The sequence below is a fragment of the Natrinema marinum genome (genome assembly GCF_024296685.1).
GTDB lineage: Archaea > Halobacteriota > Halobacteria > Halobacteriales > Natrialbaceae > Natrinema > Natrinema marinum.
The window spans coordinates 2562083-2582757 of record NZ_CP100763.1 but is presented as its reverse complement, the minus strand read 5'-3'; the positions used below and the strand labels follow the sequence as shown (position 1 = coordinate 2582757).

Here is a 20675-nt window from a genome sequence, read left to right as displayed (position 1 = left end):
GTCCGCCACTATGGAGGGGTTCGCCCGCCGGCTCACAGAAATGCATTTGCACCAGCAGTTTCTGCAGACCGTATGGTCGTTCCGCTCCAACTGTTCGGCGCGAATCCGCTCGGCGGGCTGGTGCTCTCGATCGTCGTCCCGTTGCTCGTCGTCGCCGGCGGCACGTATATCGGGGTTCTGATGGCGCTGCAGACGTTCTTCGACGCCTCGTCGTGGCGAGAGGCGACCGAGAGCGACGCCTCCGAGGAGTAGTGATCGGCGATCTGCCGGTCGAAAATCCCGTCCGCTTCTGACAGAAAGCATTTACTACGTCCTCTCGGATGGCTGGTATGAACCGACGAGCGCTTCTCGCCGGAGTCGGGTGTAGCGCGGCCGGACTTGCAGGGTGTTTACAGGGTCGCGATGACGGAAGTCTTGCCGTCGAGTACGAACGATGTGGCTCCACATCGTTTCCCTCGATCGCTTGCCAGACCCCGCTACGGACGAGGCGATGGCTGCCATCGAGGGGGATACGTACGAGACTGACGGCGAACTGATCCTTCCCTCCGTGATCGAGATCGACGAGTCGTATCTCATGCGTCACGAGTCTGAACGCACCTATTACGACATGTCCGTCGAGACTGACGAAGGCGCGACGTGGCTCCGCGCCGAAGAACGCCTCCCGGAGGCCGACACCGTGAGTGTGAAAAACACGAGTGAGACCGACTTGACGGTCGATATTCGTCTTGAGCACGAGAACGAGCTACTCGTCGAAGAGACGGTGGCCCTCGACGCGAACCGAACGACGTGGCTCGATGGCGACGACGCCGAGTACCGGTATGGGAGCTATCGCGCCGAGGTCGTCGTCCACGACGGGGACGAGCGCGTAGACGAAACGATCGAATGGAGCGTGACCGATTGGAGTCATCAACCCGACATCAGGATTACGCCCCGTGAGGTAACGCTCCGAGGGGCCGTGTCGGAGAAAGCACCCTGCGAGTGGAACGATAGCGGTGAGCTCGTTAGCGGTCCCAAGGCCTCGTGATCTTGGCGGTGTCCGATCTGTGCTCCCCGCCCGTCGGTATACAGTCGAACTTGGGGCACGAACTGCTCCAGGGCGGTATAACGAATAGAACTAGGACCGGTTCGAACAAAGCGGGTATACCAACCGTCAATCGAACGTAGCGTCAGCGATACTGCTGACGGCCGTCGCTCGCCGCTATCGCTGTGCAGACGATACGTCGGAGATTGCCCGCTCGAGTTCCTTCACCCCTTCTTTCTCGATCCGATCGGGATTCGCCAGCACCCGAACCGGCTGTTCGCCGAGGGAGATGAACCCCAGATCGAGCCGCTCGGCGGTCTCGCGCAGGCCGAGCCCCGCATCCGCGTCACCCGCGATGACCTTCCGCGCGGGGCTCTCGTGGGCGCGCAGCCCGAGGTCGAAGCCGTCGATCGCGTCCACGAGGTCGTGGCGCTCCGTTCCTCGCTCCTCGGCGAGGTCGGCGATCGCCGCGCCGAGACTCGAGCGCAGCCCCGAGTCGGTCGTTCGGTTGACGAAGCGCAAGTCGCGGTCGATCAGGTCGGCGAGTCCCTCGAGCTCGTCGGGGTTGCCCGCGCGGACGACCAGTCCCCACTCGCGCTCCCAGCGGCAGAGTTCGGTCGCCTCGAGATCGTACTCGAGCGGTCCCGCGGCCACGGCCACGTCGGGGACCCCCTCGCGGAGCCGCCGCAGGCCGGGTCGGCTGCCAACCGAGAGATAGCGCGGGCGCTCGAGGCCGTCGAGGACCCGCGAGAAGGTCGGATCGTCCTCGCCGACGCCGAACAGCGTGGGTGGTCGAACGTCCGGCGAGAACAGCGTGACCGTGACGGGCTCGCCTTCCTCGAGGTAGTCGGTCTCGGGGCCGACCTCCACGACGCCGTCGGCGTCGGCGAGACTGGTCGTCGCGCCGCTGCCCTTGTCGACGGGGTAGACGAGCGTCTCGCCCTCTCCGTTCTCTACGAGGCCGACGGGCATGAGCCGGTGGCGGCCCTCCTCGTAGCGCTCCTGGCGGGCTAGCCGCCCCGAAACGGTTGCGGACGCGGGCTCGGGTTTTCCGGCGGCCTCGCGGATCGCCGGTGCGACGAAGGTTCGAAAGACCATCATCGCGGAGACGGGGTAGCCCGGAAGCCCGACGTACGCGGAGCTGTCGAGCCGACCGATCAGCATCGGCTTCCCCGGTTTGACGCTCACGCCGTGGAGCAGCAATTCGCCTTGCTCTTCGATGACGCGGTAGATCACGTCGACCGCGCTCGCGCTGGTCGACCCCGACGAGAGCACGAGATCGCACTCGTCGGCCGCGGTCCGGAGAATCTCTTCCATCTCCTCGGCTTCGTCGCCGGCGTGGGGGTACAGTACGGCCTCGCCGCCGGCGTCTTCGACCCCCGCGGCGATGGTGTAGCTGTTGACGTCGTAGATTTCGCCGCGTGCGCTCTCGAGTTCGTCGCCCGGTCGTACGAGTTCGTCGCCCGTCGAGACGATGCCGACGCGCGGTTTCGCCCGGACCGGCACCTCGTCGATCCCCAGTGCGGACAGCAGGCCGATGTCGCGGGGCGTGATCTGTGTTCCGGGGCCGAGTGCGCGCTCGCCCGCGGCGACGTCCGCGCCGGCGAACATGACGTTGTCGCCCGGCGCAACGGAGGTGCGGATCAAGACCGTCTCGCCGTCCGACGCAGTGTCAGTGCGCTCGACCGGAACCATCGCGTCTGCGCCGTCGGGCATCACCGCGCCGGTCGAGATCTCGACGGCCTGGCCCTCCTCGAGCGACACGTCCGGCTCCTCGCCGGCGTGGACCTCACCGACCAGGTCGAGTCGGGCGGGATCGGCCTCGTCCGCGCCGAACGTATCCCGCGCCCGTAGCGCGTAGCCGTCCAGACTCGCGCGGTCGAATCCCGGCACGTCGAGTTCGGCGTCCAGCCGCGCCACGAGCACCCGGCCGCGCGCCTCTTCGAGCGAGACGCGCTCGATGCCGCCCTCGAGGGAAAGCGAGTCGATCGCCTCGCGGGCCGCCGCGGGGGACGCGAGGTCGCGAAACTCCTTGCGGTTCATAGCGCCCCTTCGCACGCCGCGGGTAAAAACGTCGGTCGCCCGGACGGCGCCGCGGCCGTCCACCTTCCTGTCATATGTTCTCGTACGACAACGACTAAGAACCAGCCCGAAGAGTACCGATCCATGTCACGGATCTCCGAGACCGACCGGGAGCGCATCGCGGACCTCTTCGACCGACACCTCGAGGCGGGGCTCCACCACGGGGCGCAGCTAGCGGTCTACGTCGACGGCGAGCCCGTACTCGACCTCGCCGGCGGCGTCGAAGCGCCGGACGGTCCCGACGAAACTCGCGAGACGCGTCACGTCCTCTTCTCGAGCACGAAACCGTACGCCGGCGTCACCCTGCACTCGCTCGTCGAAGAGGGGAAGCTCGACTACGACGACCGGGTGGTCGACCACTGGCCCGAGTTCGCCGACGAGGGAACCGAGAAGGCCGAGATCACGGTTCGACAGGTGCTCAGTCACACGTCGGGACTGAACCGCGGCGAGATCGACGACCGGCCCGACCTCTGGGGGGACTGGGACGCCGTCGTCGAGAAGCTAGAGGAGATGGAGCCGAACTTCACGCCGGGGGAGACGCCCGCCTATCACGCGCTGACGTTCGGCTGGCTCGTCGGGGAACTCGTCCGGCGGGTGTCGGGAACGCCGATCGAGGCGGCCGCGGAAGAACGAATCTTCGACCCGCTCGGGATGGACGACACGGGAATCGGTCTCCGGGAGGACGAAGACGACGACGTGGCGACGCTGGTCGGCTTCGAGCCGTTCGATCGCTGTCGCGACCCCGGCGAAGGGCTCGGGAAAAACGCCGAGGTCGCGGCGCCGTTCAACGCCGAGGAGGTCCACCGCGCTGTGATTCCCGCCGCCAACGGCATCGGCACGGCCGGCGACATGGCCCGCTTTTACGCCTGTCTGGCGAACGGTGGCGAACTCGAGGGGACGCGTATCCTCGAGCCCGAGACCGTCGAACGGATGGCGGAGGTGCAGGCCGAGACCGACGCCGACGGGACGATCGGCCGCGAGGGGCGGTTCGCGCTCGGCTTCTGGAAGGGCGGCACCACGGTCGCGCCCTACGGCTCGCTCTCGCCGAAACACGTCTTCGGGCACGCCGGGCTGGGCAGCAGCGTCGGCTGGGCCGATCCAGAAGAGAACGTCGCCTTCTCCTACGTGACCAACGGCGTCCGAGACGGCTCTTACGAGCACGTCGCCCGCGTGAACGCGCTGGCGGACGCGGTCCGGCAAGCGCTTCGAAACCAGTAGCCTGCTCGAGTGCGCTGCCGATTCAGAAGGCTCGAGCGCCGACTCGTTCCGGCCGAACGGTGAGAGGGCTGCTAGAACTCAGACGGTCGGCTCCCAATTCTCCACGCTAACGATCTCGCCAGCCGGAATCCCCTCGCGGTCGTCGTCGACGACGACCCAGCCGTCCGCTAAGGCGACGCTCGAGAGGACGCCAGAGCCGCTCGCCCGCGTCGGGATCGCCGTGTATCGCGGGTCGTCGCGATCCGATTCCTCCGCGTCGCGTTCCTCGAGTCGGACCCGCGCGAACGTCCGCGTCCCGGGCTCGCTCGGGATCTTGCGCTCGAGCGTGGCTCGCGTGGTCGAGTGGGGGTCGGGCGTCGTTCCCTCGAGCCAGCGCAGGGTCGGCCGGAGGAACTGGACGGCGTTGACGATGCAGGCGACCGGGTAGCCAGGCAGCGCGAGGACAGGGGTGTCCTCGACGACCCCGAGGCAGACGGGGTGGCCGGGTTTGAGGCCGACGCCGTGGACCAACACGTCGCCCAGATCGTCGATCACCTCCGGCAGCAGGTCGCGCTCGCCGACGCTCGAGCCGCCGGTCGTGACGATCACGTCCTTCGTCAGGTCACGCTGGATAGCCACGCGCAGCGATTCGCGGTCGTCCGTGACCACGTTGCGGTAGGTGGCGCGAGCGCCCCAGCGCTTTGCCAGCCGCGAGACCGTGAGCCCGTTCGTCTCGATCACCTCGCCGGGGCCGGGATCGCCCGCGACGAGTTCCTCCCCCGTCGGCACGACGCCGACGGTGGGCTGTCTGGCGACCGCGACGCGGCCGTAGCCCGCCGAGCGAAGCAGGCCGAGATCGGACGGCCGGAGTCGGTGGCCCCCGTCGTAGAGGTGCTGGCCCTCCTCGATGTCCTCGCCCACGGGCGCGACGTTTTCCCCCTCCGCGACCGCGTCTTCGACCTCGAGTTCGCCGGCCGCCTCGAGTTCGGTGACCCGCTCAATCATGACGACGGCGTCGGCCCCCTCGGGGAGCGCGCTGCCGGTGTGGACCCGCGCAGCCGTTTCTGGGCCGACGCTGGCGTCCGCGCCGGTTCCTTCGGCGATCCGAAGCACCTCGGGCGACCGGCCGCTGGCTCCGAACGTGTCCGCGGCCCGGACGGCGTAGCCGTCCATCGCCGCCCGCCGGTAGTGGGGCACGTCGCGGGCCGAGTCGACGGGCGCGGCCAACACGCGGCCGTCCGCTCGGTCGACATCGACCGTCTCCGTCCCGCAGGGCACGGCCGAGTCGCCGTCCCCGCTCCCTTCGACTGCGTCCCGCAAGATCCGGCGCGCCTCGTCGACCGGCGTCCGCACCTTGAACCCGGACTCCGTGCGCTCGCGGTCGGCTCCTTCCATACCCTGACTCGAGTCGTGAGACGCCAAAAGCGTGGGGGACCCGGCTCGAGCAGTCGGGGTTCGGGCCGATCCGATCTGCTGGAGACGGTGGCGCGTGCTGTGCGACGGTTCGCCGACGGCGAACCGTCCGCCCAACGGCACGCGAGGGACGAGCGAACGGAGTGAGCGAGTCGGCTGGGGAGGGCGTGGCCAAGCCCTGTTGCCGTGATCGCAGGACGCTTCGTTTCACACGATCGCGTTCGATCCGACTCTGCTATTCACTCGAGAACCCGAGCAGCTCACCCCTCTACGTACCACAGCGCCGAGACGCCGATCCCCATCGCGACGAAAAACGAGAGGACGAGGACGAACGCCCCTATTCGTTCGCTGAAGTAGATGACTGTGAGGACGATCCCAAGCAGGCCAGACACGAGCGCGATGAGAACATCGAGCCGGCGACGAACCCCACGATCCATATGGTGTGGTGCTGTCGCTCACCCATAAATATACACAGAACGTAATTGTAGGAACGCTCAGTGTGATCTGCCGCCTCGAGGGCCGGGATGACCGCACGACGAATCGCCGCGACCGCGGGGTTTTTCGTATCGGCGTTCGAACCTGTATCCATGTCAGCGCTCCGCGACGCGTTGCGGGACCTCTCGGAGGATGTCTTCTTCGATCTACTCGAGAGCGAGGACGCCTACCTGCTCGTCCTCGACGTGCCGGGGGTCGCCGCCGAGTCGCTCGATATCGCGATCGAGGACGGCCGGATCTTCATCGACGCTCGCCGGGAGAAATCCCCCGCCGGCGACTATCGATACCTCGAGGAGAACCGCTCGCTCTTTCTCGACGTCGACCTGCCGCTGCCCGACGACGCCTCCGACGCCAACGCCGAGGCGACGATCGACCGGGGCGTCTTAGAGCTCACCCTCCCGAAACGCGGAGCCAGCGGCGAGACGACGATCGACATCGTCGACGAGGACGAGTAACACGGGGTGACCGAGGCTGGCCTCACTCCGCGCCTACAAGCGGTTCGTTCTCGTCGCGTGGCAGTTCCTGCCGCTGTTGCTCGCCTACGCCCGCGACCGGCGGCGCTTCCTGCTGTTCGGTCGCCGCCGGCAGGTCGACGCCGAGACCCATCGCCACCGCGCCGAGGTGTTGCTCGAGTCGCTGCTGACGCTCGGGCCGACGTTCATCAAGCTCGGCCAGTTGTTGTCGACCCGGCCGGACGTGCTCCCGCCGGCGTACATCGACGTGCTCTCGGCGCTGCAAGACAACGTACCGCCGGCACCGTGGCCCGAGGCGCGTGCCGTTCTCGAGGACGAACTCGGCCCCGTCGACGAGCGCTTCGCGTCGTTCGATAGCGACCCGATCAGCGGCGCGAGCCTCGGGCAGGTCTATCGCGCTCGGCTCGAGGGCGGCCGCGAGGTCGCGGTGAAGGTCCGCCGCCCGAACATCGAGGCCCTCGTCCGAGCCGATCTGCGGGTCGTCAAGTGGTCGCTGCCGATCCTGCTGTACTTCGTCGACGACGCCCGCGCGTTCTCACTCGAGAACCTCGCCGAGGAGTTCTCGAAGACGATCCGCGAGGAGATGGACTACGAGCGCGAGGCGGAGATGTTAGTCGAGATCCGGGAGAACTTCGCCGGCGACGACCGCTTCGTCATCCCCGACGTGATCGAGAGCCACTCCGGGCCGCGCGTGCTGACGATGGAGTACGTCGCGGGGACGAAGATCAACGACCTCGAGGCACTCGAGCGCAAGGGGATCGACCGGACGACGGTTGCGGAGAATTTAGAGCGGTCGTATCTACAGATGATCATCGACGACGGGGTCTTCCACGCCGATCCCCATCCCGGAAATCTCGCGGTGACCGACGACGGCCGAATCGTCTTCTACGACTTCGGCATGTCGGGGCGGGTCGACCCGTTCGTCCAGGAGAAGATCGTCGACTTCTACGTCGCCGTCGCGAACCAGGATATCGACGGCATCTTGGACGCCTTAGTCGAGATCGGCACCCTGAGTCCCGACGCCGACCGCGGCGTGATGGCCGAGGTGATGGAGATCGCCATCCAAGACGCCCGCGGCGAGGACGTCGAGCAGTACCGGGTCAACCAGATCGTCGGCCAGATCGAGGACTCGATCTACGCCTTCCCCTTCCGGCTGCCCAAGAACCTCGCACTCGTGTTGCGAGTCGCGACCGTCGTCGAGGGAGTCTGTGTCACCTTGGACGAGGACTTCGACTTCATCTCGACGGCGACCGACTACCTCACCGAGGAGGGCTATCGCGAGGAATCGATCCGGCAGTACGTCGACGAGACCGGCCGGCAGCTTCGCCGGTCGGGCGAATCGCTGACCCGACTCGCGCCCAAGGCCGAACGCACGCTCGACCGGCTCGACCGGGACGACCTCTACGTCCGTATCGGCCTCGAGGACGAAGAGCGAGTCTTCGATACGCTCGCGAAGCGGCTGGTCTACGGCATGCTGCTGACGATGTCGCTGTTCTCGACCGGCGTGTTGTACGCGCTCGAGGCGCCCCGCGCGTCGATCGTCGCGGCGGTCTTCTCGGTGGTCGTCGTGATTCAGTTGTACCGGTCGTTTCGCACCCCCAAATCGATCGGCGCGCGGCCGCAGTTTACCCGCCAGAACCTGCGCCAGCGCCGCGGCGAGGAGTGAGCGCTCCGTTCACCGCAGCCTGACTGTTGTCACGAGTGAAGTATCCGTCGCATAACAATGTCGCCGCGACCGGTCCGGGGCGGTAATGGCCACGGTACTGCTCGCGAATCCGAACGCCGCCGTCGTCTCGCGAGACGGTCGGCGCTGGATCGTCTGGGGAACGCACACGCGCGACCTTCGAACTGCGATCGAGGACGGCGCGGACTTCGAGACGGCCCGAGACCTCCACGGCTCGCTGCCCGGCGAGGGAACCATCGTCTGCCTCTCGGAGCGGTCGGACGAGCCGACGGTCCGCGCCCACCGCGGGATTACGTCGGCCTACGAGGTGTTCTACTGCCTGGACTCGAGCGGCGAGCCCGTCCTGACCGACCTCTTTCGGAACGCGCTCGCCCGCCTCGAGCCGGCCGACCGGACGGTCTCGGCCCGCGCGAAAGCCGATCACCTGCTCTACCGGACGACGCCGATCGACTCCTACGTCGACCGGATCCACCGGCTCGGCCACGGCGAGACGCTCACCTGGTCGCCCGGCGAGACGACCCCGCGGACCGACCTGACGGAGACGCTCGAGCCCGAATCGGGACGCTCGGCCGCGAGCGCACACGAGCGGCTCGACGAGGTGCTGTCGGCCGTCTGTGCCCCCATCGCGGACGAGGCGTCGCTCATGCTTTCCGGCGGCGTCGACTCGACGGTGCTCGAGCCCTACCTGACGAACCCGACCGAGAGCGTCACCGGTTCGTTCGACACGCCCGAACTGGCGTTCGAACGCGAGTACGCCGACCGCGCGAACGACCTCGTCGAGACCGACCGCGAGGTCGTCGAGATGGCCGAGTCCGACTATCTCGAGCGCCTCGAGGCGACCGTCGACGCGCTGGGGATGCCGCCCCACCAGCTCCAGACGCCGACGTTCGACGGGATCTACCGCGAGTTCGACGCCGATACGGTCGTCAGCGGTCAGGTCGCCGACGCCGTCTTCGGGCTCGGCGGCCAGCTCGAGCTCGCCCGTACGGTGTGGCGCACGCGCCACCTCCGGTACGTGCCGCCCGTCGCCGAGAAGCTCCGGCGCCACCGCGACGCGCTCGCCAAACTCGAGTGCCATCCGTCGGATCCCGACGGCCAGGCGCTGCTGTTCGCCCTCTACACCGACGTGCCGTCGGCCGTCGATGCGATCGGACGACGGGCGTTCGAGCGGCGACAGCGAGCGCGCTACGAGTACGCGATGGCCCGCGTTCCCGACGCGGTGGGCGACCGCTACGCCCAGCACGTCCACGTCGGCCAGTGGGTCGACTTCTTCTGCGAGGACGCCGTCACCGTCTGGCGGCAGGCGGGACTCGCCCGCGGCCGCGAGATGTACACGCCCTTCGCCGGCAAGGCGGTCGCCGAACTCGCCCTCGGCCTCGATTCGCCCGAGCGGTACGTCCGCGACGGCGAGCCCAAACACGTTCCCAAAAACCTCCTCGGCGAGTGGTACCCCGAGTACGACCGAAGCAAGCCGAAGGGCAACGGCAACTTCCCGGCCGAGCGGTTCCTCTCTTCGGGCCCGCTCGAGGCCGTTTTCGACCGCTACCCGGTCCCCGAGTTCGCGCCGGCCGTCGATGGCGACCTCGTCGACCGCTCACCCGGCCTCGCCTGGAACCTCGCCGGCTACGCGATTTGGCGCGACCGCGTCCTGCGATCCGACGACCTCGAGCCGGCACCGCACAGTCGGACCGTGTCGATCCCCTCGAGTACGCGTACACCGCGATCCGACGCCGAGACGGTCTGAGCGCTGGACCGACGACGTACCTCTTTCCGTCCCGGGAGCAAAGACAGGGTATGGAGTACGATCTCATCGCCGATCTTCCAGTGACGATCGAGTCCGTCTCGCTCGACCGACTCGAGCGCGAGACCTCGAGCGAGTTCACCCGCGTGACGACCGAAATCGCCCTCGCGGGGCCGGCTGCGGGCGACGGGACGGTCACCGGGCGCGGCGAGGACGTTACGTACGAGACAGCGGATCACGACCGGCTGGCGGAGACGGGATTGCCGGACCTGACCGGCGAGTACACCGTCGACTCGTTTTCCGACCGGCTCGCCGATCTCGACCTCTTTCCGGGCGGCGCGCCCGACCGCGAGGTCTTCCGGAACTACCGGCGCTGGGGCGTCGAGAGCGCCGCGCTGGACCTCGCGCTCCGACAGGCCGAGACCGATATCGCGACGGCGCTCGACCGATCGCTCGAGCCGGCCCGCTTCGTTGCCAGCACCCGGCTGGGCGATCCCCCCACGACCGGCCGTCTCGAGGCGATTCGCGAGCAAGTGCCGGCGCTCGCGTTCAAACTCGATCCGACCCCCGAGTGGGACGCGGACCTCGTCGCCGCCATCGACGACACGGTCGGGACGGACGCGGTCCGCATCCTCGACCTGAAAGGGCAGTACGAGGGGACCGATGTCGACGTTCCCGCCGACCCGGAGCTGTACGACCTCGTCCTCGAGTCGTTCCCGGACGCCGTCGTCGAGGACCCGGCGTTGACCGACGAGACGCGGCCGCCGTTCGAGGATCCCGACGTTCGCGCACGGGTCTCGTGGGATGCGCCGATCCACGGCCTCGACGACGTCGAGGCACTGCCGTGGGAACCCGAGTGGCTGAACATCAAACCGTCGCGGTTCGGCTCGCTCGAGTCGCTCGCCGAGACGATCGCCCACTGCGAGGAGCGCGGGATCAGGATGTACGGTGGCGGCCAGTTCGAACTCGGCGTCGGGCGCGGGCAGATCCAGACGCTCGCCTCGCTTTGCTATCCTGGCGGGCCAAACGATGTCGCCCCGCGTGCGTACAACGACCCCACCGTCGGGGACGGACTCCCGGCGAGTCCGCTCGAGCCGCCGGCCGACGCTGTGGGATTTCGGTGGGACTCGAGCGTGTGAGGCGGGGGCGGTTGGATTCGTGTCGTCGATCCGGCCCCACTCCTGTCGCTAGCCAGTAACTCTTTGAGACGGTATCGCAAACCGAAGAAGTCCGGGTTGGACTGGACGCCTTTGAGGAGCTCGGTCCAGCCTGGATGTGAGTTTTTTACCCGGACGGTTCCGGGTTTCGGACACACCCATGAAAATATATGGGATTCGGCTATCGACTCGATCGGTCGGGAGCGTCCGCCGTCCCCGATTTCCGAGTCGGGGCCGTGACCAGTGCTCGAGCCCCGGATCGCCGTCGTCGGATTTTGGTCGGACTCGACCGCTCGCGCCATCGTACCCCCGGCGGACTATGCCGTCCGCGCTCGAGACCAGAATCGTTATGTTAACTTCGCATCAATTACCGCGTAATGTTTGTACTGCTGAGTCTCGCACAGAGTAACACGTGGGGTGGGCTCGTTCCGGGGCCGAACGCGCTTTTGGCTGCCGTGCTTACGTTCGGGACGCTCGCGGTCGTTCTCCGGACGGTGGCCTGGGTTGCGTCCGCGCAGATCGACCGGTTGCTTCTCGGGTTGGCGTACGTCGCCGGTCTCGCGGGCTTTGCCCTGACGCGCGAGCCGGCGCTCGTCTTCGCACCACCGACGGCGACCCTGGCGTGGCTGTTCGTCGCGCGTCGGAGCGACGCCGCGGCCGTTCGCGGCTCCCCCTCCGACGATGGGCTGGGGAACGGGTCGGGCGGCAGTGAGGGAGCGAGCGACGACACCGCACTCGACGCGAACGAACTCGATACGGATCCGCCGGGCCACGACTTCTCGGACGTGGGCGGGATGGACGCGCTCACGGACACGTTACACGATCGGGTGATCGACCCGCTGACGCGGCGAGACGTGTACGACCACTACGGGATCGGTGCCGTCAACGGCGTCCTGTTCCACGGCCCGCCCGGCTGTGGAAAGACCTTCGTCGCGAGCGCGGTCGCGGCCGAGACCGACTACAACTACATCGAGGTCACGCCCTCCGACGTGACGAGCAAGTACATCGGCGAGGCCGCCGACAACGTCGCAACGGTGTTCGACGCCGCTCGCGAGACCGAGCCCTGTCTGGTGTTCATCGACGAGATCGACGCGATCGCCAGCGACCGCTCGGGACGGATGTCGACGAGCGAACAGCAGATGGTCAACCAGCTACTGACCGAACTCGAGACTCAGGACGACTCGGAGATCGTCGTGTTCGCGGCGACGAACTACCTCGACGATGTCGACGACGCGATCCTGCGCTCGGGCCGGTTCGACGAACGGGTCGAGGTGCCCCCGCCGGACCGACAAGCCCGCCTGGAAATCCTCCGCCTCGAGCTGGCGGACGCGCCGGTCGCCGACGACGTGACCCTCGAGGCGATCGCGGACGCGACCGCCGGCTACGCCTCGAGCGACGTGACGGTCCTCGCCGACGTGGCTATCCGCCACGCGATCGCCGACGAGTCGCCGGTCGAGCAGTCGCACCTGCTTCGGGCCGTCGACGAGATCGATACCAGCATTCCGGGCTGGCTCGACCGCTACGAGGGCCGCTTCGGCGAGGATCTCGGCCGGTCGGCGACCGAGGAACAGGTCTCGTTCGCGGACCTGCCGGGGATGAACGACCTCACCGCTGCGGTCGAACGACGGGTTCTCGATCCGATTCGCAACGCAGACGGGTACGAACGCCACGGTGTCGCGCCCGTCGACGGCGCATTGCTGTATGGCCCGCCCGACGCGGGGAAGACGACGCTCGCCCGCTCGATCGCCGCGGAACTCGATCGCCCGATCGTCGAGATCAGTTCGGATCGCTTCCGTCGGGAGGGCGTCGACGAGCCGGCCGACCGCGTGGCAGAGATCGTCGAGGACGCGCGCTCGATCGCACCGAGCGTCCTCCTTCTCGACGATCTCGACGAACTCGCGCCCGTCTCGGGCGGGTCGAGGACGACCCGCCGGATCAAGACCCGGCTGGCGACGCTCTTGCCGACGCTCGAGGACGACGTGCTCGTCATCGGGACCGCACGGGCAGTTGATCGGGTGGACATCGACGTGCTCCACGCGGGCACGTTCGACGAACGGATCGAGGTTCCACCGCCGGACGGCACGACCCGCGCTGCGATTTTAGACGAGATGCTCCCTGGTGGGATCGTCGCCGACGATGTCGATATCGACGTCGTGGCCGACGCGACGGCCGGGTTCAGCATCCGCGACGTCCGGCATCTCGCCGGTCGGGTCGGTCGCGAGGCCGTCCGTCAGGAGGCACAGATCACGACCGACCGACTCGTCGCCGAGGCTGACGCGGTCGAGGCGACCCTCGAGGGTTGGGACGGGGGTCGTTCCGGTGAGCTGACACCGGAGCTCGTCCCCGACAGTCTCGGTCGGCATCGATAACACGGTGGCACCACGTTCGGCGTCGCCTCTCGATCGCCGACGATCGGCCGCTCCGTCACGACTGGACCGCCATCGAGGGCGCGACGAAGAAACCTCCACTGCACGTTGGAGCGAACCCGCAGTCGGCCTGAACTCGCCGTAGCGGCCATTCCAAACGGTTTATGCACGTCGGTTGATTACGCCGGGATATGGCGAAACAGCAGACCGAAGTTCGCGACCTCCAGGAAGGCAGCTACGTTATGATCGACGACGCGGCGTGCAAGATCAACGCCTACTCGACGGCGAAGCCGGGCAAACACGGCAGCGCGAAGGCCCGCGTCGAAGCCGAGGGCGTCTTCGACGGCAAGAAGCGATCGCTCTCCCAGCCCGTCGACGCGAAGATCTGGGTCCCGATCATCGAGCGCAAAAACGGACAGGTCGTCTCCGTCGACGGCGACGACATGCAGGTTATGGACCTCGAGACCTACGAGACCATCACGATGCGTATCCCCGACGACGCCGACGTCTCCCCCGACGAGAACATCGAGTACCTCGAGATGGAAGACCAGCGAAAGATCGTCTAATGTTTCCCGGGGCGGCCGACGAACGCGAGGGGACCGACGCGGCGGATACCGGCCGCGGCGGCGACACCGACACGCGAGGGCGCGAGCCCGACCGTGGCGGCGCGAACTTCGTGGTCGTCGGTGCGCCCCTGGACGCCACGACGACCTTTCAGCCGGGGACCCGATTCGGCCCGCGGCGGATCCGATCTTTTGCCGAACCGTTCGACGATTACGACCACCGGACGGACCAGTGCTTTTCCGACCTCGGCGTCGTCGACCGCGGTGACGTTCGCGCGTGGGACGATATCGCAGAGTACCTCGAGTACCTGACGAGCGCGCTCCGCGAGGCCGTCTGGGACGATAGCGTCCCCCTCCTGCTCGGGGGTGAACACACCGTCTCCCTCGCGGGCGTCCGCGCGGTGGAACCCGAAGTCTTCGTCTGTCTCGACGCTCACCTCGACCTGTACGACGCTTACGACGGGAATCCCCTCTCGCACGCCGCCGTCACCCGGCGGATCCTCGAGGATGTCGATTCCGTCGAAGAGGTCGTCTTGCTCGGCGCTCGCACCGGCAGCGAGGCCGAGTGGGAACGCGCGGCCCACGACGACGTGACCGTCGTCCCGCCCGAGGACGTGGCGGACTGGAGCCCCGGCGACCGCCTCGCAGACCGCGAGGTCTACCTGAGCGTCGATATCGACGCCGCCGACCCCGGCTACGCGCCCGGTACCGGCACGATGGAGCCGTTCGGCCTCGAGCCCTGCGAACTCCGCGACGTGGTCCGCGCGGTCGCCCCCTCCGCGGGCGGCTTCGACGTGGTCGAAGTCAACGACCGCGACGACGGGCAGGCCGCTGGGCTGGCTGCGAAACTCGTCCGAGAGTTCGTCTTTTCGCACGCCGACGGCTGACGCCGCTCGTCGGCCTTCGTCGGTATCGGGCGGTGGCGCGTGCTGTATACCGCTTCGCGGGGGATGAGCGAGCGACCGGTGGGAGCGAGTGACTCGGTCGGAGGGGGCGTGACGATCCAACGCGTCCACGATAGCAGCGCGCTCTTCCGGATCACCGTAGCCGTACGAACAACTCGAGATTCGCACGGGGCGAGCCGACACACCCTTTTCCGACCCCGAACGAACTCCCGCGTATGCTCGAGACGACGCTGTGTTTTCCGCTCCGAGACGCCGGGGACGACGGCGACCGCACTACCGACGACGCCGACCGGGAGGTCCTCCTCATCGAGAAACGCCGCGGCCTCGGCGAGGGCTGGTACAACGGTCCCGGCGGCAAGTGCGAACCCGGCGAGACCCCGCGGGAGTGTGCGGTCCGCGAGACTCGCGAGGAGGTCGGCCTCGAGGTGGCAGCACTCGAGAAAGCCGGCGAACTCACCTTCCTGCTCGACGGCGAGGGCCACACCTTCTGTCACGTCTACCGCACGCGCTCGTTCGAGGGCGAACCCGCGTCCTCGGCGGAGGCACACCCGGAGTGGTTCCCCGTCGACGACGTGCCCTACGACCGAATGTGGGACGACGATCACCTGTGGCTGCCCGGCGTACTCGAGGGCCGGACGGTCAGCGCCGAGTTTCGCTTCGAGGGCGGCGAACCGCTGGACGAAGCCGAGTTCGTCGATCACGACCTCGAGTGGGGCGTTTCATTTACCGGAGCGAGGAAGCCGTAACCCGTCGGACTCGTCCGCTACGCATCGCCGAGCGAATCCAGTTTTTCTCGGATCTTCGCGTACTGATTCGGCGAGCAGTACCATCCCTCGTCCAGCATCGTTTCGAACGTCGTTCGCGCTTCTCGTACATCGATGTGGCCGTCTTTGACTAGCGAGAGGACGAGATACGCCGTCCCGCGGGTCGAAATCCCCTCACTGCGAGCGACAGCCCGACCGTGTTGCTCGTCCATCACGGCGATCGCGTCGTGCTTCGCAGCAAGTGCGAGCACCGCTCGGTCGGCATCGCTCAGGGCTTGGTTCGCCTCGAGGCGTTCGAAAACGGCGTTCGACGCTACATTTCGAACAGTAAACGTCGCCGCCTCGACGCATCGTTGAATCCGTCGCGCGTCGGGATAGTCTCCCTCGAGACCGTCGGTGACGACCTCATCGTAGACGCGCTTTGGGACCAACCGCGGTCCCCCGATTCGCTCGAGGTGCGAAAGCCGTTCGGCCTTCGCGAGGTAGATCAGCAGCGTCGCGTCGAACACCCACATTACAGGTCCTGCAAATCCGATTCCAGTCCTTCGTCACCGACCCACGTGATGTTACGCTCCTGTGCTAACTGAGACAACTCCCAAACGGTCACGTCCGCGATTTCGGCCGCACGGGAAAACGTGATCTCGCCCGCCTCGAGTTTCTCGAGTGCGCGATCGCGACGCCATGCGTCGAGTCCCTCTGCGAGGAGTTTTCGAACGGCGGTGCTCCGGTCCAATCGCTCGGACTCGAGATACGCCTCGAGTTCGTCTTCGAGCTCGTCCGGAACGCGCGCCGAGATCGTGCCCATGTGTAAACATCGTATGCGATGTATACAAGCGCTGCGGACGTATTCCGTCTCTCGACGACACGGTTACCGCCGACTCACGGCTCGAGCACGAGCTTCCCGGAACTCTTCCGGTCCTCGAGGTACTGGTGGGCCTCGGCCGCGTCCTCGAGCGCGAAGGATTCGCCGAGGATGATCTCGAGGTCGCCGCTCGCGAGACCCTCGGTGAGTTCGGGGACCGCTTTCATGACCCGGCTCGGGTCGTGCATGGCGGCCTGCCCGAGGTGGAAGCCCTTGACCGTCTTGTTCTCGAAGAGCAGGCGCTGATTGCTGACCTCGGCGGGGACGCCGCTGGCGACGCCGTAGGTGACCATGCGCCCGAAGTGGGTCATCGCATCGAGGCTGCGCTCGAAGACGTCGTCGCCGACGCTCTCTAAGACGAGGTCGACGCCCTCGCCGTCGGTCTCCTCGTCGACGATCTCGCGGAAGTCCGTGTTCGTGTAGTTGATCGCGTGATCGCAGCCCAGCGAGTTCGCGAGCTCGAGCTTCTCGCGTGTGCTCGCGGTGCCGAACACCTCCGCGCCGGCGTTCGACGCCAGCTGGACGGCGGCCGTCCCGACCCCGCCCGCGGCGGCCTGAATCAGGACTGATTCGCCTTCCTCGAGTCCGCCCCACTCGAAGAGACAGGCGTGGGCGGTGAGAAACTGGACGGGAAAGCCGGCGGCCTCCGCGAAACTCATCGCCTCGGGAACCGGGAAGAGCGACTGCGCGTCGGCGGTGACGTACTCCGCGTAGCCGCCGGTGTTGATCATGCCGACGACGCGGTCGCCCTCGCTCAGGTCGTCGACGCCCTCGCCGACCGCGTCGACGGTGCCCGCGGCCTCCATGCCGGGGGTGTACGGCGGCTCGGGGCCGCCCGGATAGTGGCCGCGTCGCTGCATCACGTCTGCGAAGTTGATCCCCGCGGCCTCGATGTCGATTCGCACCTCGCCCGCATCCGGTTCCGGCGTCTCTCCGTCGACGACGGAGAGTTCACTGCTGTCGCCGTACGCCTCGACTTCGATTGCCCTCATGTCGATTCCACGTAGGCCACTCAGTCGCATAAAACCGTGAGAACCGGACGAAACTATACAAAAGTTTGGAGTTTCAAAGTGAGGGGCGCGAATCCCTCGGACCAACGATTAAGTGTAGAGAATCCGAATCGAACGCCGTGTCTCTCCGCACCCGAAACCGACCCCACCGCTCGAGTCCCACAGACCCATGAACGAACGCCGGAATCGTCGACTCAGCGCCGTCGGCGGCGTATTTCTTCTCCTCGTCGCCGGTGGCGCACTCGTTCTGCTCGGAAGCAATGCCTTCGACGCGCCGCTGTTGCTCGGCCAGCTGGCGTTGATGGGGCTGGCCGGCGTGTTCGACGTCGTGGCAGCGACCGAAACGGGGTTGACCGACCGCTGGGCGTGGTACCGGTGGAGCGGCGCCGGCAACGTCCTGCTCGGGCTATCGCTCCCGCTTGGATTCGCCGAGAGTGGTGGTCTCTTGTTCCTCCTCCTGATCGGCGTCGGCGGTCTCTCGCTAGCGGCGATGGGCGTCGACATGCTCGCGTTCCACGGGAAGTACACCCGCGGCGAGCGACTCGACCGCACAGGCGGTTGATCGAGCGGTGACGCCCGGCGAGGGAGTCGCCTCCCGGGCTCGGGCGTCCGGCCTTCGCATGGTTTAAGCCTGCGCTGCCTGAGAGTCGAATTAATGAGCGACGAGAGCCAGGAACTCGGGATCACCGAGTCGAAATCGCACAAGCCCGGCGAGTGGTACGCCGAGGTCGTCCAGAAGGCCGGCCTCGCCGACTACGCGCCGATGGGCGGATTCATCGTCACGAAGCCCCGCGGCTACGCGCTCTGGGAGGGCATCCAGGACGCGCTCGACGGCTGGTTCAAAGAGACCGGCGTCGACAACGTCTACTTCCCGATGTTCATCCCTGAGAGCTTCCTCGAGCGGGAGAAGGACATCGTCGAAGGCTTCGACCCCGAGGTCGCGTGGGTGACCCAGGGCGGCCACGAGGAACTCGAGGAGCGCCTCGCGGTGCGGCCCACGAGCGAGTCGATCATCGCGCCCTTCATGGCCGACTGGACGCGCAGCCACCGCGACCTGCCGCTGCGGCTGAATCAGTGGTGTTCGGTCGTCCGCTGGGAGGCCACGGAGACGAAGCCGTTCTTCCGGACGAAGGAGTTCATGTGGCAGGAGGGTCACACCGCCCACGCGAGCGACGAGGGCGCGTGGGAGGAGGTCTGGACCCGGCTCGATCAGTACGAGCGCGTCTACGAAGACGTGCTGGCGATCCCGGTGCTGCGGGGTAAGAAGCCCGAACACGACAAGTTCCCCGGCGCTGACACGACGACGACCGTCGAGGCGCTGATGCCCGACGGCAAGTCCGTTCAGGGGGCGACCAGCCACAACCTCGGGCAGAGCTTCGCGGAGGCGTTCGACATCACCTTCGCCGACGAGAACGAGGACGAACAGACGGCCTACACCACCTCGTGGGGGCTCTCCTGGCGCGCTCTCGGGGCGCTCATTATGACCCACTCCGACGATCAGGGGCTCGTGCTCCCGCCGACGATCGCGCCCACGCAGGTCGTCATCGTCCCCATCTGGCAGGAGGACACGAAAGACGACGTCCTCGAGTACTCACAGGCGATCGCCGCGGACCTCGAGACGGCCGGGTTCCGCGTCGAACTCGACGACCGCGACGAGCGCAATCCCGGCTTCAAGTTCAACGAACACGAACTCAACGGCATCCCCCTCCGCCTCGAGATCGGGCCCTACGAGGTCGAGGACGAGGAAGTCACGCTGGTCCACCGCCCGGACAACGAGGAGGCCGTCGAGGACCGCGACGAGATCGTCGATGCCGTCGACGAGCATCTCGAGACGATCTACGACAAACTGTACGAGGCGGCCGAGGAGAACCTGGAGGAGAACATTCGCGAGGCCGACAGTCCCGAGGAGATCATGGGGACGATCGGTCGGCACGGCGGCTACGTGAAGACGGCGTGGTGTGGCGACGAGGCCTGCGAGGAAGCCATCAAGGAGAAGGTCGCCGCGGAGATCGTCATGCAACCCCTGAACGACGAGGGCGGACAGACCGCGGCTGCGGTGCCCGAACCCGAGGCCGACGAGTGTACCGTCTGCGGCGAGCCCGCCGACGAGATCGCGTACTTCGCGAAGTCGTACTAACTACCGAGTCGTCTCGGTTCGCGTCCGGCTACGACGCGACGGCGCTGCACGGCCACGTATCCATCTCCAGTAGTTTCACGTGTCGCTCTGTGCTGATCACGCCGTGAACGTTCTCCGCGGGGACGAGTTCGCTGTCGATCTGGCGCCGATTGTCGCCTTTGACGACGAGGACGTGTCTCCCCTCGAGCACCTTCGCCTCCGTCATCGTCATGTCCGTCGCGACGAAGGTACGCTGTGGCAGGTCCTCCCGCGCGAGGAGCCCGTCCTGGTACAGGTAGTGGTCGGCCTCGCTGCTGTCGTACGACTCGTACTCCGCGATGACTCGATGGGCGAACCAGCCGCCGACATCGGATCGCCCGAGGCTCATCTGTGGCCCTGTCACGTCGACCGCCTGGGGATCGTACGCGACCACTCGTCCCTCGAGCGAAGATTCGCCGTCCCAGTCGTGAGCGGACGCGATGCTACAGCCCGACGGGATCGCCGGGGCCATGCTCGTCCCGCCCACGAGTACGTACCCGCCGTACGGAAGCGCGAGATTCGTGACGCCGAGGACGAGCAACACGAGTGCGGTCGCGCGGACGGATCGACTCGTGAGACGACACCAGACTGCCATCACCTGCAAATCGAATGAACATATTAAATATATTTTTATACGACCCAGAAATGGAGGATGCGGGGTTTCGTTCGGGGCCACCCACCGGCCGAGGAGTGGAGTGAACGATACCGAGACCATGCGTGACGGCCTCAACCAAACCTAACTCTTTAACCCGAGGTTGCTTATCCGGTGGCAAAAACTAATTGCCTG

The 20675-nt window shown here is 67.0% G+C and carries 20 protein-coding genes; 13 read left to right on the top strand and 7 right to left on the bottom strand.

All coding sequences use genetic code 11. The features are described 5' to 3' along the window. Nucleotides 1-72: 72 nt before the first annotated feature. Nucleotides 73-252 carry a hypothetical protein gene (locus tag NKH51_RS12835; RefSeq protein ID WP_254762083.1) on the top strand — a complete coding sequence of 60 codons (180 nt, stop codon included), beginning with the start codon at nt 73-75 and terminating at the stop codon, nt 250-252. Nucleotides 253-433: 181 nt separating this feature from the next. After that, on the top strand, nt 434-1024 hold the full coding sequence (locus NKH51_RS12830) for a hypothetical protein (RefSeq protein ID WP_254762082.1): 591 nt from the start codon (nt 434-436) through the stop codon (nt 1022-1024). A gap of 174 nt (nt 1025-1198) precedes the next feature. Here the strand turns inward: NKH51_RS12830 and NKH51_RS12825 are convergent, their stop codons facing one another. Beyond that, the gene (locus tag NKH51_RS12825) at nt 1199-3064 is read right to left on the bottom strand and encodes a molybdopterin biosynthesis protein (RefSeq protein ID WP_254762081.1); all 1866 of its coding nucleotides are present in this window, start codon (nt 3062-3064) and stop codon (nt 1199-1201) included. A gap of 123 nt (nt 3065-3187) precedes the next feature. On the opposite strand from NKH51_RS12825, the gene NKH51_RS12820 reads away from it, so the two are divergent. After that, on the top strand, nt 3188-4321 hold the full coding sequence (locus NKH51_RS12820) for a serine hydrolase domain-containing protein (protein ID WP_254762080.1): 1134 nt from the start codon (nt 3188-3190) through the stop codon (nt 4319-4321). 78 nt (nt 4322-4399) lie between these two features. Here NKH51_RS12820 and NKH51_RS12815 read toward each other — a convergent pair whose 3' ends face one another. After that, on the bottom strand, nt 4400-5695 hold the full coding sequence (locus tag NKH51_RS12815) for a molybdopterin molybdotransferase MoeA (RefSeq protein WP_254762079.1): 1296 nt from the start codon (nt 5693-5695) through the stop codon (nt 4400-4402). A gap of 278 nt (nt 5696-5973) precedes the next feature. Continuing rightward, nucleotides 5974-6150 carry a hypothetical protein gene (locus tag NKH51_RS12810; RefSeq protein ID WP_254762078.1) on the bottom strand — a complete coding sequence of 59 codons (177 nt, stop codon included), beginning with the start codon at nt 6148-6150 and terminating at the stop codon, nt 5974-5976. Nucleotides 6151-6300: 150 nt separating this feature from the next. Here NKH51_RS12810 and NKH51_RS12805 point away from each other — a divergent pair, with 150 nt between their 5' ends. From NKH51_RS12805 to NKH51_RS12770, 8 genes are all read left to right on the top strand, one after another. Further along, complete coding sequence (locus NKH51_RS12805; RefSeq protein ID WP_254762077.1) at nt 6301-6663, top strand: Hsp20/alpha crystallin family protein; 363 nt, start codon at nt 6301-6303, stop codon at nt 6661-6663. A 76-nt stretch (nt 6664-6739) separates the two neighbouring features. Further along, nucleotides 6740-8347 carry an ABC1 kinase family protein gene (locus NKH51_RS12800; RefSeq protein ID WP_254762076.1) on the top strand — a complete coding sequence of 536 codons (1608 nt, stop codon included), beginning with the start codon at nt 6740-6742 and terminating at the stop codon, nt 8345-8347. A gap of 85 nt (nt 8348-8432) precedes the next feature. Continuing rightward, nucleotides 8433-10109 carry an asparagine synthase-related protein gene (locus NKH51_RS12795; RefSeq protein WP_254762075.1) on the top strand — a complete coding sequence of 559 codons (1677 nt, stop codon included), beginning with the start codon at nt 8433-8435 and terminating at the stop codon, nt 10107-10109. A 50-nt stretch (nt 10110-10159) separates the two neighbouring features. Further along, the gene (locus tag NKH51_RS12790; protein ID WP_254762074.1) at nt 10160-11245 is read left to right on the top strand and encodes an enolase-like domain-containing protein; all 1086 of its coding nucleotides are present in this window, start codon (nt 10160-10162) and stop codon (nt 11243-11245) included. 395 nt (nt 11246-11640) lie between these two features. Beyond that, nucleotides 11641-13632, top strand: a complete 1992-nt coding sequence (locus NKH51_RS12785; protein WP_254762073.1) for an AAA family ATPase — start codon at nt 11641-11643, stop codon at nt 13630-13632. Between the two features lie 188 nt (nt 13633-13820). After that, the gene (locus NKH51_RS12780) at nt 13821-14195 is read left to right on the top strand and encodes a translation initiation factor IF-5A (protein ID WP_254762072.1); all 375 of its coding nucleotides are present in this window, start codon (nt 13821-13823) and stop codon (nt 14193-14195) included. Next, nucleotides 14195-15079: an agmatinase gene (speB, locus tag NKH51_RS12775; protein ID WP_254762071.1), complete on the top strand. Its 885-nt coding sequence runs from the start codon at nt 14195-14197 to the stop codon at nt 15077-15079. The genes NKH51_RS12780 and speB overlap by 1 nt, the downstream gene beginning before the upstream one ends. A gap of 233 nt (nt 15080-15312) precedes the next feature. Beyond that, the gene (locus tag NKH51_RS12770; RefSeq protein WP_254762070.1) at nt 15313-15843 is read left to right on the top strand and encodes an 8-oxo-dGTP diphosphatase; all 531 of its coding nucleotides are present in this window, start codon (nt 15313-15315) and stop codon (nt 15841-15843) included. A gap of 17 nt (nt 15844-15860) precedes the next feature. Here NKH51_RS12770 and NKH51_RS12765 read toward each other — a convergent pair whose 3' ends face one another. The 3 genes from NKH51_RS12765 to NKH51_RS12755 all read right to left on the bottom strand — a co-directional run bounded on the left by NKH51_RS12765 (nt 15861) and on the right by NKH51_RS12755 (nt 17715). Continuing rightward, entirely contained in the window at nt 15861-16376 is a 516-nt protein-coding gene (locus NKH51_RS12765; RefSeq protein WP_254762069.1) for a PIN domain-containing protein, read from the bottom strand. After that, complete coding sequence (locus NKH51_RS12760; protein WP_254762068.1) at nt 16376-16666, bottom strand: hypothetical protein; 291 nt, start codon at nt 16664-16666, stop codon at nt 16376-16378. Before NKH51_RS12760 ends, NKH51_RS12765 begins: the two co-directional genes overlap by 1 nt. A gap of 74 nt (nt 16667-16740) precedes the next feature. Next, nucleotides 16741-17715 carry a quinone oxidoreductase family protein gene (locus NKH51_RS12755; RefSeq protein ID WP_254762067.1) on the bottom strand — a complete coding sequence of 325 codons (975 nt, stop codon included), beginning with the start codon at nt 17713-17715 and terminating at the stop codon, nt 16741-16743. 187 nt (nt 17716-17902) lie between these two features. Between NKH51_RS12755 and NKH51_RS12750 the strand changes: the two genes are divergently transcribed. Together NKH51_RS12750 and proS are read left to right on the top strand one after the other, a co-directional pair. After that, nucleotides 17903-18295 carry a DUF7994 family protein gene (locus NKH51_RS12750; protein ID WP_254762066.1) on the top strand — a complete coding sequence of 131 codons (393 nt, stop codon included), beginning with the start codon at nt 17903-17905 and terminating at the stop codon, nt 18293-18295. Nucleotides 18296-18388: 93 nt separating this feature from the next. Beyond that, a complete protein-coding gene (proS, locus tag NKH51_RS12745; protein ID WP_254762065.1) occupies nt 18389-19870 on the top strand; it encodes a proline--tRNA ligase in 1482 nt (493 codons plus the stop codon). A gap of 28 nt (nt 19871-19898) precedes the next feature. Here the strand turns inward: proS and NKH51_RS12740 are convergent, their stop codons facing one another. Further along, nucleotides 19899-20483: a hypothetical protein gene (locus NKH51_RS12740; RefSeq protein ID WP_254762064.1), complete on the bottom strand. Its 585-nt coding sequence runs from the start codon at nt 20481-20483 to the stop codon at nt 19899-19901. Nucleotides 20484-20675 lie beyond the last annotated feature (192 nt).